The organism is Chryseobacterium sp. TB1-D10 (genome assembly GCF_059803555.1).
Genome location: NZ_JAPFHB010000008.1, coordinates 75647 through 88004, shown reverse-complemented (window position 1 = coordinate 88004; position 12358 = coordinate 75647). Strand labels below are relative to the sequence as shown.

Below are 12358 nucleotides of genomic sequence, written 5' to 3'. Positions count from 1 at the left end.
AAGTGAGTAATGTAGATTGAGTTGTATATTTGGTCAAACACACGACATTTGAAGTCAATATACAACTTATTAAAAGAAGAAATAAAACAGAATCCGACGGTTCAAAACTCTATTCTTGGAAATGCAAATCCCTGGAAAAGGAGTCATTATATTATTCTCTCCGAAATCATCAAGAATGATTTGTCGAGTCGGGAAGAGTTGCAAAATGAAAGAAAGTTTGAACTGGGAACCAGCATTTCCCATATCACTTTGCAACGTTTTTTCGAGAGCGATTATCATTATAAAACCCATAACGATCTTCGGTTTTTGAAAACCCTGGACAAGATCTGTATTTTTCTCGGTTTCAAAGACCTCAATAGTTATGTAACCAGTGTTAAGGAAAAAAAACTATACAATGAAATTGCATTCAGCAAAGAGTTTACGACGGATATTGTTTACAGATATTGCAACACCAATTTCGAATTTTTCAAATATTTTCCAGAGCAAAAATTGGAAGTTTTTGATGGATTAATTTTTTCAGAATCTCCTTTTATTGAGAGAATCAGGACGTACAGTTCCATTCTTTGTGATAGAAAACTGAAATTAAATGTTAATAACAACCGCTCCAGTTTTGAGATTTTTGACCTGGATGTTATTTCCGAGGAGCCAGATAAAATGGTCATCAAGACCCAAGAGTTTTGGAATTTGGTTTTCATAGAGGAATCTGGAGAAGAACACATCGTGAATGAGCTCAATACTCAGATTTACTTTGTAAAAAACATAGATAATGTCTGGAAAATTTGGGACAATTATAATCCCAATTCGGGATTGCTAAATAACAGGATATACAAAAAGCCGTAGCAATTACGGCTTGTAGCTTTATTTGTGTTTTTAGAATCTTTCGTAACTCTGTAACAAATGTATAACTTGATCGGATAAAAATAATAAACTTAAATATACTTAAAAATACATATTATATTATTTTCATACTAATTGGTATATTGATGATAATAAATTAACAAAAGTAAATTTATTTTGATTTTAATATTCAGTTATATCGCTTTTTAGATGATTTTGATATTTTCACTGTGCAATCGATTGTATTTTTTTAATTAGGTAGATTTTCAATTCCTTTTCTTGAAATTGTTCTTTGCAAAATCATTTCGGACGAAAAACTAACAATTGTTAGTTTATTTGCTAAAATTCCTTATCTTGGCATCAACAGATATAAAAGTAAAAAATAAAATGTCAACACTCACTTTTGCCGAGAAAATCGCACAGGCCGAGAATTTTCTCCCGATCAATGGAACAGATTATTTAGAATTTTATGTGGGTAATGCCAAGCAAGCCGCCCATTTTTACAAAACCGCATTTGGTTTTCAATCCCTAGCTTATGCAGGTCCGGAAACTGGCGTGAGAGACAGATCTTCTTACGTGCTTCAACAAGGAAAAATCAGATTGGTTTTAACATCAGGACTCAAATCCGATTCTCCAATTTGTGAGCATCAGAGAAAACACGGCGATGGTGTCAAGATTTTGGCACTTTGGGTAGATGATGCTGAAAAAGCCTTTGAAGAAACTGTAAAACGTGGCGGAAAACCATATTTGGAACCACAAACTTTGACCGACGATTTCGGCGAAGTTAAGATGTCCGGAATCTACACTTACGGAGAAACTGTTCATATGTTCGTGGAACGTAAAAATTACAACGGTGCATTTATGCCAGGTTACGAGCCTTGGGAAAGTGATTACAATCCTTCTGATGTTGGACTTTTGTACGTCGACCATTGCGTAGGAAATGTCGGCTGGGACAGGATGATTCCGACTGTTGAGTGGTACGAGAAAGTGATGGGTTTTGTCAACATTCTTTCGTTTGATGACAAACAAATCAATACAGAGTATTCTGCGCTAATGTCAAAAGTAATGTCCAACGGAAATGGTTTTGCCAAATTTCCAATCAACGAACCAGCCGAAGGTCAAAGAAAATCTCAGGTTGAAGAATATCTGGATTTCTACGAAGGAGAAGGCGTTCAGCACATTGCAGTTGCGACAAAAGATATTGTAAAAACTGTGACAGAACTGAAAAGTAGAGGCGTAGAATTCCTTTCGCCACCGCCAGAAGCTTATTACGATATGATTCCGGATAGAGTTGGAAATATTGATGAAGACATCAAAAAACTGCAAAGTTTAGGAATTTTGGTTGATTGTGACGAGGAAGGTTATCTGCTTCAAATTTTCACAAAACCAGTTGAAGACAGGCCAACTTTGTTCTACGAAATCATCGAGAGACACGGCGCTCAAAGTTTTGGCGCCGGAAATTTCAAAGCCCTTTTCGAAGCCTTGGAAAGAGAGCAGGAAAAACGCGGCAACTTATAAACCCAATCATTCACTATAGAATTAAAGCATTATTTTTAATGCTTTAATTTTTTGTCTCAACTCTAACTTCTAAAATCTAACTTCTATTAAATGAAATCATTCATAGAATATTCCTCAGATTCAGACTTTTCCATTCACAATATTCCGTTTGGCGTTTGTGTTTTTAATAAAGAATTTATTGCCTGTGCAACAAGAATTGGCGACATCGTCATTGACCTTGCAACTTTGTACGAACTCGGCTATTTTGAAGAAATCACCGAAATGGATGACAATGTCTTCGAAGCTTACACCATCAATGAATTCATCGAACTTGGAAAACCAGTGACCAATAAAGTCAGAGAAAAAATCCAACAACTGTTGTTGGAAGATTCACTTCTTTCAAAAGATGAACGAACGATTACAGATTGCTTCTACAATCTGGACGAAATCCAAATGATGATGCCTTTGCACATCCCGAATTACACTGATTTTTACAGCAGTATCCAACACGCAACCAATGTCGGGATGATGTTCCGTGACCCGGCCAATGCACTTCTTCCAAACTGGAAACATTTACCAGTTGGCTATCACGGTCGCGCGTCATCTATCGTTTTGTCAGGAATCGACATTATCCGACCTTGCGGACAAATCAAACCGCCGGATACAGATAAACCGATTTTCAGCGCATCAAAACAACTTGATTTCGAATTGGAAATGGCTTTTGTCGTAAATAAAAATACAGATTTGGGCGACAGAATTTCTGTGGCAGAAGCCGAAGATGCGATTTTCGGAATGATGATTTTCAATGATTGGTCGGCAAGAGATATTCAGAGTTGGGAATATGTGCCATTGGGACCATTTTTAGGGAAAAATTTTGGATCGTCTATTTCACCTTGGATTGTGACCTTGGAAGCATTAAAACCCTTCAGAACCGAATCTCCAAAGCAAGAGCCGGAAGTTTTGGATTATCTGAAATTCGAAGGAGACAAAAATTACGATATCAATCTCGAAGTTTATCTGAAACCGGAAAATTCGGATGAAAATCTAATATCACAAAGCAATTACAAATTTATGTATTGGAATATGTTCCAGCAATTGGCGCATCATACGGTCAATGGTTGCAACGTGGAAGTTGGTGATGTTTATGCCAGCGGAACTATTTCCGGAGAAGATGAAAAGTCTTATGGCTCGATGCTGGAATTATCCTGGAAAGGCACAAAACCGTTGCAACTGAAAAACGGAATCGAAAGAAAATTCATCGAAGACGGTGATACGATTACGATGAAAGCCTGGTCGGAAAAAGACGGAATCCGAGTTGGATTTGGGGAAGTTTCTGGGAAGATTTTGCCAGCTATTTAATATTTTTATTGTGATGAAGGTTTCAATTTCTTTTTTTATTTTCATTCTTTTCTTCAGTTGCAAAAAAGAGCACGATGGAATCAGTGATTGTATATGTATTGCAAAAGAAGGTGCGGATTCAATCATTACTATAACAAATCCGGTGTTTGATTTTAAAGATAATCAAGGAATTATAAATTATAATTGTGCTGAAGTTGAAATTGCCATTGCATCTGTCACAGATTCCGCTGGAAATGAATCTTGTAAAAATTTAATTGATATCAAATGTATTTCGAACCAATCTTATAGCTTGAAATTGGCAAACAAACTAAATTATACGTCTGCAAAATTCAAAGAAATAAATTCAAGTGATGAATCTGCCAAGCATTTCTTACTTAATGAATTTAAAGAAAATTCTAAGCAAATTTTTGAAGTGAATATTAATAAGAATAAAGAAATCGTAGCAATAAAAAACTTGAAAAATAACAATTAATGAAAACAATCATCCCTTCCGATATTTCCGCAATGCAATTACAACAAGTAATGCAGACCGCGATTGCACCTCGTCCAATTGCTTTAGCAAGTACAATCAATGCAAAAGGAGAAATCAATCTTTCGCCGTTCAGTTTTTTCAATATGTTCAGCACGGTTCCGCCGATTGTGATTATTTCGCCTTCGAGACGCGTGCGTGATAATACGACAAAGCATACATTAGAAAATCTGAAAGAAGTTCCGGAATTGGTCATCGGAAATGTGAATTTTGAGATTGTTCAGCAGGTTTCCTTGGCTAGTACAGAATATGAAGATGGCATTAATGAGTTCATCAAATCAGGATTAACGATGAAACCAGCCGATATCGTAAAACCACCTTTGATTGCAGAATCGCCTGTTAATTTTGAATGCAAAGTTCTGGAAATTAAATCTCTTGGAAATCTTGGAGGATCGGGAAATCTCGTGATTGCAGAAATTGTGAAAATTCATATCAACGAAAAGTATCTAGACGAATCCGGAAATCTGGACCAAAAACAATTGGATTTAGTAGCGAGATTGGGCGGTAATTTCTACTCCAGAAACAACGAAAATAACATCTTCGAAGTTCCAAAACCGCTCGTTACAAAGGGAATTGGATATGATCAGCTTCCAGACGAAATCAAACAAAGCGATATTTTTACAGGCAACGATTTGGGAATGTTAGCCAATGTGGAAATTTTACCAAGTGGTATTTTTTCTGCAGAAAAAGATGTACATTTATTAGCTCAGAATTATTTAAAAAACAATGAAATCGAAAAAGCGTGGAATGTTTTAAAATCTGACTGAAATAAAAACAAACTAAAAACCATCAATTAAACTATGAAAAAATCGGTCTATCAAACCATCATCAGCCTACTGATTTTGGTGATTGTCATGTCGGTTTTTGCCGTTGTCAACATCCAAGTCAGTCTGAAATACGAAACCGCAAATATGAGAGACTGCATTTCAATTATTTCCGGAAGAAATCTCTGTCAGGAATTGTTGGTTTCAAAAATCATCATTGTTATTTGCCTGATCATTGTTTCCGGAATGTTGAGTTTTAGGAATAAGCTTGTTAAAGCTTAACACGTTTATATTTAAATGATATTAAGAGAAATTTTAATTCTTTTTTTCTTTACTACGCAAGAATAATAGTACAACAGCGACGATTAGAAGTAGAAATGCCATTAGACAAAATACAAAACTCGTAATAAAATCATACAACAGAGAACCCCGAAAGTAAAGTAGATCCGTTGATAAAAGTAATCTACTCTTGTTTTGATTTTCTGGGTCAAAAAATGCGGTGTAGGTTTTCTCGTTAATTTTTTCAGATAAAATGTACGAAAACTCTTTTCTTAAACTTTCTGGTTTTCTTCTGTCCCAAAAAGGATAATACATTTTTACAGCTTCGTGTTCGGTTTTTTGGTGAATTTTTCCCTGATATTTATAAAGATAATCAATATCGGCGTAAGTGTTTCCTTTCCTCTTGTACCCGTTATCCCATAAAGCTTTTGCGTTCGTTATTTTCGGTTCGATTTGTATCCAATTCTGATGTGACAATCTGAATTCCTTCAACGTTAACATTGGAGAAAGCGACAATATTGTAAGAATAAGAAGATAGGTGACAGAGAGCTCTATCGCGAAATATTTCGCCTTTGTTTTAACTTTGATATCAACTTGAAAGAAGTTTTTAAAATTGATTATAATTGCTATTATCAAAGCATAAACAATAAATCGAACTGGATTAAAAATGAAGAGATAGTAAATGATCATTCCCAATAAAACGATGAATCCGATAGTATTAAGAAATACTTCAAAAATTTTTTTAGTTCTTCCCATTACTTAAACCTCTGTGAAACTTATAAATTATTGCATCAATACCTGATTTGAAAGGCGTTTCCAGATTTTTTTAAATCACCGTATCCCCATCCGGCGAAACCACCTGAGCCTTGTATAGCAAAGAATAATAACCATTTTTCGAAAGCAATTCCTGATGTGTTCCCTCTTCCACAATCAATCCGTGATCCATCACGATGATTTTGTCCGCTTTTTCTATTGTTGAAAGTCGGTGTGCGATGAGGATTGATGTTCTGTTTTTCGTGATTTTTTCGGTTGCTCTCTGGATTAATTTTTCACTTTCGTGGTCGATAGATGAGGTCGCTTCATCAAGAATCAGAATTTTCGGGTCGGAAAGATAAGCTCTCAAAAATGACAACAATTGTCTTTGTCCAAGGGAAATGGACGAACCTCTTTCGCTCACCACATAATCGTAACCGCCAGGCAATTGCTCGATGAATTGATCTACTTCAATTTCTTTTGCCGCTTTTTTAACTTGTTCCAGAGTTATGCTTTCGTCGCCCAAAGTCAGATTTTCAAAAATACTGCCGTGGAAAAGGAAAACGTCCTGCAACACTACACCAATGTGGCTTCTCAAATTATACAATTCATAATCTCTGATGTCCACATCGTCCAACATTATTTTTCCGGAATTGATATCATAAAGTCTGGTTATCAGACTTATAATCGTCGATTTTCCGGCTCCGGTTGCTCCAACAATCGCAACAGTTTCTCCGGAATTCACTTTGAAATCGATGCCTTTCAGAACCAATTGTTTCTCATCGTAAGCAAAATGTACCTTTTGAAATTCAATTTTTCCATCGAAATGGTCTCTGGCAATTGTTCCATTGTTAGGCATCGCCTGATCTTCATCCATTACGCCCAGAACCCGCTCTGCACCGACAATTCCTCTTTGGATATTATTAAATCTATCTGCAATCTGTCTCAACGGACGAATCAACATATTAATAAACTGAATAAAAGCGATGATTACCCCTGGCGTAGATTTGATGAAACCACCATAAAATAAGATAAATCCAATAAAAAGTGACGAAATCAATTCAACAACAGGAAAGAATAATGAGAAGATGAAAACCGTTCTCAATAACGCTTTTTTAAGTTCGATATTAATTTTATCAAACTTCGTAAACTCCGCTTCCTGTCTGTTGAAAACCTGAATCAAAGGCATTCCCGCCAAACGTTCCTGCACAAAACTATTCTGGGTCGAGGTCCAGCTTCTTTCCATTCCGAAAGCTGTTTTCAGTCTTTTCTGAAAAGCTCTTGTTATGACAACCATCAGCGGAAGAATCGCTAAAGAAATCATACTAAGATGCGTATCCACCTGAAACATCGCAAACAACACCATTATAATTCTCAGGATATCTCCGAAAACCATCAGGAATCCGTCCGTGTAAACCGTCGCAATCGTTTCTACATCGCCAACTGCTCTTGTAACCAGACTTCCGATTGGTGTTTTGTCAAAAAAAGCGGTTCTGAAGTAGATTAATTTGTGGTAAAGTCTTTCTCTAATGTCACGAATCACATTTTGAGAAATAAAATTCGAGAAATAAACCAGAAAGAAATTCAGAATCGTCTCTGCAACTACCAATCCGATGAGCAGATAGATGTGCTTCATCAGTTGCGCTTTGTCCTTAAGCTGAACGATGTCGATATCGACCACATTTTTCGTCAGAATCGGTCTGTAGGTAGAAACGATTGCTAGAACAATGGAAATTACAAGGGTGATGATAAACCAAGACCGGAATTTCATCCCAATCATAAACAGTCTTTTTACAATATCCCAGGTCGTTTGTTTCTTCATTTTCTATTAATTCGAGAGATTTTTCTGTGTCGAAAAAATCTTTGCAAAAATAAGACTTTAAAATTTTAAACTTTGAGCGAAAGAGGAAAATATTCTCATCATTTTATACAAACTTAGCCTACGAAAAGGGTAGCCGAGCCTATTAAAAAGGTAGGCTCGCCTATGAAAGTGATAGGCTCACCTTGCAAAAACGCAGGTCAGCCCACGAAATTGGTAGGCACGCCTATAAAAGTGAAAGGCTCTCCTGGCAAAAAGATAGGTCAGCCTACGAAAGTAGTAGGCTCGCCTATTAAAAAGGTAGGTTCGCGTATAAAAGTGATAGGCTTACCTGACAAAAAGATAGGTTGACCTATGAAATTGCAAGGCCCACCTATAAAAATGGCAAGTCAAATTATCGAAATGATAATAAAAACCGACAAAAAGTGTTTGAGATGATTTTTAATGCTTAGCGATCCATTCGGAAACATAGCCTGCAACTTCTTCCCAGCCTTTTTCGCCACAGATAAAATGACTTCTCCCTTCGAATATTTTCAAATCTACAAGACTGCTTTTGTCTTTGTAAGAATGTGCAATTTTTGCTGTGAATTCCGGTGGGAAAATAGCATCGTTACCACCACCAATAAATAAGATAGGATTATGAGCTTTGTTGAAATCTACATTTCCAATGGCTTTCAAAAGTGGGTCTCTCGCCAACCTTCTGCTTTCGGGAGCGGCAATAGTTTCATACAATTAGTCGCTTTCTTCCTGAGAATAATTATTGAAAAATGCGCGGTGATACCAATCTTTTGTTCCTAAAAACGGACTGTTTCCTTTGAAGAAATTCACAACCGGCCAAACGATTTTGATGGTTGAGAATGGTGCCACTACATTTTTTGGCGGAGCACCGTTTTTGTAATTTTTGTGCAGCCAAAGGTCAGATGACAGTTTGAAATCTTCCTCGGAAAGTCCGGCAAATTGATTCAGGGCAAAAGCAAGTTTGTCTATTTCTGTCATAGTTTTGAGGTGTTAGATTTTAGAAAAAAGATAAAGAACTTTTAATCAACGATTTAAAATTACAATTATTTTCTTCAAAAACAAATAAACTACTTAAAATCAATAACCTACATCCACCAGAAAAAGTCCTTGGGCTGGCGCAGAAACACCTGCAGAATTTCGATATTTATCTTCAATGATTTTTCGCAAATCGTTTGGTTGCAATTTTCCGGTTCCGATTTCCACCATAGTTCCAACTATCGCTCGTACCATATTTCTCAAAAATCTGTCAGCTGAAATCGTGAATTTCAATTGATTTCCAAATTGTTCCCATTCTGCTTTGTAGATTTTGCAAATGTTGGTTTTGTTATCGGTGTGGAGTTTGGCAAAACTTGTGAAATCATCGTATTCGAAAAGGATTTTGCAGGCCTCATTCATCGCATCGATGTTCAATTGTTTTTGTCGCCAGGTTTGCCAAGAAGAATTTATAGTGAACGGATTTTTCTCTGTCGAAATATAATATTCGTAAGTCCGAAATGTCGCACTGAATCGTGCGTGCATATCGGCTGGAACTTCAAAAATTTGTTTTATAGAAATATTTTCCGACAAAAAGGAATTGAGTTTGTAAACCAGATTTTCACCCAGATTTTGCTCGGTTTCGAAGTGTGCAAACATCTTTTTTGCGTGCACACCAGTATCCGTTCTTCCTGCTCCGGTTGTTTTTATCGGTTCACGAAGAATTGTTGACAATGCCTTTTCCAATTCTTCCTGCACAGAAATCTGGTTGGGCTGGATTTGGTAGCCAAAAAAAGAAGACCCATCGTAGGCAAACTCTATAAAATATCTCATTTCGAGGCAAATTTCCTGATTTTTTTTTAATTATCAAGAAGATCTTAATTCGTAATTTCGTGATTCGAAAAATCTTTAAATAAATGAAACCGCTCAAGACAAATAAACTTTCCGATCCTGCAGAATTCATCAAACTAATGGTCATCATCTTTGTTTTGGTCTCAGTTTTTCTTTTCAGTCAGGGATTATCGGAAACTCAGATCATTGTTAATGTCGTGGTATTGCTGATTCTTTTCATTGTTTTGCAATCGACTTTTGTGATTTTGTACAAAAAGGGAATTAAGAGTTTGGCTTTTTGGATCCTGATGATTTTGTTATTAATGGGAATTTCATTAGCTGTAGCAATCTGGTATTTTTCAAAATATGGAATTACTTTTCAGCTTTAATTATTAATTTAAATTTCAAAATGAAACGCATCCTTCTTTTATCAGACACACATTCTTACATTGATGACAGGATTCTTGACTACGCAAAAGACGCCGATGAAGTCTGGCATTGCGGTGATTTTGGAAATATGAAAGTGATCGAGGAATTAGAAAAGATAAAACCAATCCGTGGCGTTTACGGAAACATCGACGAAGCAAAAATCAGAACGATTTTCCCTGAAGTTCTAAGTTTCAAATGTGAAGAGGTTGATGTTTTGATGATTCATATCGGTGGTTATCCAGAAAGATATTCAGCTTTGGCGAAACAAGAGATTGCTGAGAAAAAGCCGAAGTTGTTCATTTCCGGGCATTCTCATATTCTGAAAGCGATGTATGACAAAAGAAATAATTTGTTGCATCTCAATCCCGGTGCTTGCGGAAAAGTCGGCTGGCACAAAGTGAGAACGATGATGCGTTTTACAATTTTTAAAGATGAAGTCAAAGATCTGGAAGTAATAGAATTAGGAACGAAATAAAATATGAAAATAGGAGACAAAGTTTCGGTAATAGATGATGATTTGAAAGGAACCATTTTGAAAATCATTGCTGACCAGGTGAAAATCGAGGATGAGCACGGTTTCACCTACAATTTTCCTAAAAGTCAATTGACGCTCATCGATTCTGGATTATATGAGAATTCGCCGGTCATTAGAAAAAATGAAAGTTTGAAAAACGTTTCCAAAAAGCACAATAAAACACCTTTAAAATTAGACCTTCATTTTCAATTATTGGTCAAAAATCCATCTGATTATGACGCTTTCGAGAGATTGATGATTCAAAAAGAAAAACTTTTGGAAACTATAGATTTCTGTCGGAAAAATCACATCAAGAATTTGGAAATCATCCACGGAATCGGCGATGGCGTTTTACAGAAAATGGTTTATGATATTTTGGAAGGTCTCTCGAATGTAGAATACGACGAACACGGATTTTTCTACCACGAATCGGGTAGAGTAGAAGTCAAATTTTTATAAAATATTAATGATGCTAAGAAAACATTTAAGCCTTATTCTAATTCTTGTGTTTGCAATTTCTTTTGCTCAGACAGAATATAAAACAGAGAACAATATTTCCTATTATCCGGAAAATATTTCGAAAAAAGATGCTTACATCAATTCCCAATGTAAGCTGAATTTCTATTATCCGACCAATGTCAAGAATTTCTCAACGGTCATTTGGTTTCACGGTGGCGGATTGACTGGCGGAAATAATGAGCTGCCGAAAGAATTATTAAATGAAAATATTGCTGTTGTAAGTGTGGAATATCGCTTAGCACCAAAGGTCAAAGCACCAGCTTACATAGAAGATGCGGCTGCAGCAACAGCTTGGGTCTTTGATAATATTGAAAAATACGGAGGCAATAAAAATCTAATCTTCCAATCTGGACATTCGGCTGGCGGCTACCTGGCGATGATGATCACGTTGGATAAAAAATATCTTCAGAAATATAAGATTGATGCCAATGAAATTGCGGGACTGATTCCATTCAGCGGACAGGCGATCACGCATTTCCAGATTAGAAAAGAAAAAGGAATTTCAGAATTGCAACCAACAATTGATGAGTACGCACCATTATTCCATGTTCGGAAAGATGCTCCGCCAATTGTTTTGATTACGGGCGACAGAAACCTTGAATTATTCGGACGATACGAAGAAAATGCTTATTTGGCAAGAATGTTGGAGCTTGTGAAACATCCTTCGGTTAAACTATTAGAAGAAGATGGTTTCGACCATGTGAGTATGGCAAAACCAGGTTTTCCTTTGCTACTGAAGGAAATCAGAGAAATATCAAAGAAAATTAAAACACAGAAAAATTTACAATAATGTTTACATTAGCACAAATAGAAGCTGCACACTCCAACGTAGAAAGCGGAAAGAATTTCCCAGCATTTGCAAAGACCATCAAAGAATTAGGCGTTCAGACCTTCGAAACCTACGTGGAAGATGGCTCCACAACTTATAAGGGCAATGACGAAACCCAAGTGACTTCAGCCCAACAATATGCACCATTGCTGATTTACGGAATCGTGAATCCTGAAAAATTTTTAGCAGACCTACGAAATCACCAACAAGGAAATACCGACTTTTTCCAATTCTGCAAAGATTGCGCAGACAGTGGCGTTTTCAAATGGATTGTTGACCTGGACGCAAAAACTTGCACTTATTACGACTGCGAAGGCAAAAGCATTTTCGAAGAGAAAATTCCGGGTTAGAAGTCATTAATCAAAAAATTAGTTATAAAAAAAGGAGAAAATAGCAATGATCTATTTTC

At 36.3% G+C, this 12358-nt stretch carries 17 protein-coding genes; 12 read left to right on the top strand and 5 right to left on the bottom strand.

Going from position 1 to position 12358, the window contains the following annotated elements; translation table 11 throughout:
* Nucleotides 1-48: 48 nt before the first annotated feature.
* The 6 genes from OPU68_RS12155 (at nucleotide 49) to OPU68_RS12130 (ending at nucleotide 5268) form a co-directional block, all read left to right on the top strand.
* Nucleotides 49-840, top strand: coding sequence for a hypothetical protein (locus OPU68_RS12155; protein WP_498474257.1), 792 nt, complete (start codon nucleotides 49-51; stop codon nucleotides 838-840).
* A gap of 384 nt (nucleotides 841-1224) precedes the next feature.
* The gene (gene hppD / locus OPU68_RS12150; RefSeq protein ID WP_498474256.1) at nucleotides 1225-2355 is read left to right on the top strand and encodes a 4-hydroxyphenylpyruvate dioxygenase; all 1131 of its coding nucleotides are present in this window, start codon (nucleotides 1225-1227) and stop codon (nucleotides 2353-2355) included.
* A gap of 90 nt (nucleotides 2356-2445) precedes the next feature.
* Nucleotides 2446-3693, top strand: coding sequence for a fumarylacetoacetase (gene fahA, locus OPU68_RS12145; RefSeq protein ID WP_498474255.1), 1248 nt, complete (start codon nucleotides 2446-2448; stop codon nucleotides 3691-3693).
* 13 nt (nucleotides 3694-3706) lie between these two features.
* Nucleotides 3707-4165, top strand: coding sequence for a hypothetical protein (locus OPU68_RS12140; RefSeq protein WP_498474254.1), 459 nt, complete (start codon nucleotides 3707-3709; stop codon nucleotides 4163-4165).
* Nucleotides 4165-4989: a flavin reductase family protein gene (locus tag OPU68_RS12135; protein ID WP_498474253.1), complete on the top strand. Its 825-nt coding sequence runs from the start codon at nucleotides 4165-4167 to the stop codon at nucleotides 4987-4989. The genes OPU68_RS12140 and OPU68_RS12135 overlap by 1 nt, the downstream gene beginning before the upstream one ends.
* Before the next feature lie 33 nt (nucleotides 4990-5022).
* Nucleotides 5023-5268: a hypothetical protein gene (locus OPU68_RS12130; protein WP_498474252.1), complete on the top strand. Its 246-nt coding sequence runs from the start codon at nucleotides 5023-5025 to the stop codon at nucleotides 5266-5268.
* A 33-nt stretch (nucleotides 5269-5301) separates the two neighbouring features.
* Here the strand turns inward: OPU68_RS12130 and OPU68_RS12125 are convergent, their stop codons facing one another.
* Nucleotides 5302-6021: a hypothetical protein gene (locus OPU68_RS12125; protein WP_498474251.1), complete on the bottom strand. Its 720-nt coding sequence runs from the start codon at nucleotides 6019-6021 to the stop codon at nucleotides 5302-5304.
* 70 nt (nucleotides 6022-6091) lie between these two features.
* Complete coding sequence (locus OPU68_RS12120) at nucleotides 6092-7840, bottom strand: ABC transporter ATP-binding protein (protein ID WP_498474250.1); 1749 nt, start codon at nucleotides 7838-7840, stop codon at nucleotides 6092-6094.
* A 162-nt stretch (nucleotides 7841-8002) separates the two neighbouring features.
* Here OPU68_RS12120 and OPU68_RS12115 point away from each other — a divergent pair, with 162 nt between their 5' ends.
* Complete coding sequence (locus tag OPU68_RS12115) at nucleotides 8003-8188, top strand: hypothetical protein (protein ID WP_498474249.1); 186 nt, start codon at nucleotides 8003-8005, stop codon at nucleotides 8186-8188.
* A 90-nt stretch (nucleotides 8189-8278) separates the two neighbouring features.
* On the opposite strand, the gene OPU68_RS12110 is transcribed toward OPU68_RS12115, so the two are convergent.
* The 3 genes from OPU68_RS12110 to truA all read right to left on the bottom strand — a co-directional run bounded on the left by OPU68_RS12110 (nucleotide 8279) and on the right by truA (nucleotide 9661).
* Nucleotides 8279-8569, bottom strand: a complete 291-nt coding sequence (locus OPU68_RS12110) for an alpha/beta hydrolase (RefSeq protein ID WP_498474248.1) — start codon at nucleotides 8567-8569, stop codon at nucleotides 8279-8281.
* Entirely contained in the window at nucleotides 8570-8833 is a 264-nt protein-coding gene (locus OPU68_RS12105) for a hypothetical protein (protein ID WP_498474247.1), read from the bottom strand.
* Nucleotides 8834-8932: 99 nt separating this feature from the next.
* On the bottom strand, nucleotides 8933-9661 hold the full coding sequence (truA, locus tag OPU68_RS12100) for a tRNA pseudouridine(38-40) synthase TruA (RefSeq protein WP_498474246.1): 729 nt from the start codon (nucleotides 9659-9661) through the stop codon (nucleotides 8933-8935).
* An 83-nt stretch (nucleotides 9662-9744) separates the two neighbouring features.
* Between truA and OPU68_RS12095 the strand changes: the two genes are divergently transcribed.
* From OPU68_RS12095 to OPU68_RS12075, 5 genes are read left to right on the top strand one after another with little or no spacing between them, the layout of a single operon-like run.
* On the top strand, nucleotides 9745-10047 hold the full coding sequence (locus tag OPU68_RS12095; RefSeq protein WP_498474245.1) for a hypothetical protein: 303 nt from the start codon (nucleotides 9745-9747) through the stop codon (nucleotides 10045-10047).
* A 20-nt stretch (nucleotides 10048-10067) separates the two neighbouring features.
* Complete coding sequence (locus OPU68_RS12090) at nucleotides 10068-10562, top strand: metallophosphoesterase family protein (protein WP_498474244.1); 495 nt, start codon at nucleotides 10068-10070, stop codon at nucleotides 10560-10562.
* Nucleotides 10563-10565: 3 nt separating this feature from the next.
* Nucleotides 10566-11060, top strand: a complete 495-nt coding sequence (locus OPU68_RS12085) for a DUF8465 domain-containing protein (RefSeq protein ID WP_498474243.1) — start codon at nucleotides 10566-10568, stop codon at nucleotides 11058-11060.
* Nucleotides 11061-11070: 10 nt separating this feature from the next.
* Complete coding sequence (locus tag OPU68_RS12080) at nucleotides 11071-11910, top strand: alpha/beta hydrolase (RefSeq protein WP_498474242.1); 840 nt, start codon at nucleotides 11071-11073, stop codon at nucleotides 11908-11910.
* Complete coding sequence (locus OPU68_RS12075; protein ID WP_498474241.1) at nucleotides 11910-12299, top strand: DUF1398 domain-containing protein; 390 nt, start codon at nucleotides 11910-11912, stop codon at nucleotides 12297-12299. Before OPU68_RS12080 ends, OPU68_RS12075 begins: the two co-directional genes overlap by 1 nt.
* The last annotated feature ends 59 nt before the right edge of the window (nucleotides 12300-12358 follow it).

Excerpts from the sequence above, each read along its gene's own strand:
- fahA (WP_498474255.1), top strand. The coding sequence starts at position 2,446 with ATGAAATCATTCATAGAATATTCCTCAGATTCAGACTTTTCCATTCAC.
- OPU68_RS12085 (WP_498474243.1), top strand. The coding sequence starts at position 10,566 with ATGAAAATAGGAGACAAAGTTTCGGTAATAGATGATGATTTGAAAGGA.
- OPU68_RS12140 (WP_498474254.1), top strand. The coding sequence starts at position 3,707 with ATGAAGGTTTCAATTTCTTTTTTTATTTTCATTCTTTTCTTCAGTTGC.
- OPU68_RS12095 (WP_498474245.1), top strand. The coding sequence starts at position 9,745 with ATGAAACCGCTCAAGACAAATAAACTTTCCGATCCTGCAGAATTCATC.
- OPU68_RS12075 (WP_498474241.1), top strand. The coding sequence starts at position 11,910 with ATGTTTACATTAGCACAAATAGAAGCTGCACACTCCAACGTAGAAAGC.
- OPU68_RS12125 (WP_498474251.1), bottom strand. The coding sequence starts at position 6,021 with ATGGGAAGAACTAAAAAAATTTTTGAAGTATTTCTTAATACTATCGGA.
- OPU68_RS12080 (WP_498474242.1), top strand. The coding sequence starts at position 11,071 with ATGCTAAGAAAACATTTAAGCCTTATTCTAATTCTTGTGTTTGCAATT.
- truA (WP_498474246.1), bottom strand. The coding sequence starts at position 9,661 with ATGAGATATTTTATAGAGTTTGCCTACGATGGGTCTTCTTTTTTTGGC.
- OPU68_RS12120 (WP_498474250.1), bottom strand. The coding sequence starts at position 7,840 with ATGAAGAAACAAACGACCTGGGATATTGTAAAAAGACTGTTTATGATT.
- OPU68_RS12130 (WP_498474252.1), top strand. The coding sequence starts at position 5,023 with ATGAAAAAATCGGTCTATCAAACCATCATCAGCCTACTGATTTTGGTG.
- OPU68_RS12135 (WP_498474253.1), top strand. The coding sequence starts at position 4,165 with ATGAAAACAATCATCCCTTCCGATATTTCCGCAATGCAATTACAACAA.
- OPU68_RS12115 (WP_498474249.1), top strand. The coding sequence starts at position 8,003 with ATGAAAGTGATAGGCTCACCTTGCAAAAACGCAGGTCAGCCCACGAAA.
- OPU68_RS12105 (WP_498474247.1), bottom strand. The coding sequence starts at position 8,833 with ATGACAGAAATAGACAAACTTGCTTTTGCCCTGAATCAATTTGCCGGA.
- hppD (WP_498474256.1), top strand. The coding sequence starts at position 1,225 with ATGTCAACACTCACTTTTGCCGAGAAAATCGCACAGGCCGAGAATTTT.
- OPU68_RS12090 (WP_498474244.1), top strand. The coding sequence starts at position 10,068 with ATGAAACGCATCCTTCTTTTATCAGACACACATTCTTACATTGATGAC.